The organism is Natrialba chahannaoensis JCM 10990, from assembly GCF_000337135.1.
Lineage (GTDB): Archaea > Halobacteriota > Halobacteria > Halobacteriales > Natrialbaceae > Natrialba > Natrialba chahannaoensis.
In genome coordinates this window covers 1-215 of record NZ_AOIN01000027.1, presented here as the reverse complement: position 1 = coordinate 215, position 215 = coordinate 1, and the positions used below count along the sequence as shown (strand labels likewise).

Genomic DNA, 215 nt, shown 5'->3' with positions numbered 1-215 from the left:
GACGATCCGACCTACCCAGGTGGCTGGGTCGAGATCGGCCCGGACGGTGAGCCGATCGAGGACTCGGAACCGCACGACACGCACTACCATGGCACGCACGTCGGTGGCACGGTCGGCGCTGCCGCACCGGCTGACGACGACACGCCCGCCTACGGCGTCGCACCGAACGTCGACCTCCAGCACGGTCTCGTGCTGCCGGATGGTTCGGGCGCAGA

1 pseudogene is annotated in these 215 nt (G+C 69.8%); it reads left to right on the top strand.

The annotated features are described in order from the left end of the window. Nucleotides 1–215, top strand: a pseudogene (locus C482_RS03640) (S8 family serine peptidase); the annotation flags it as partial.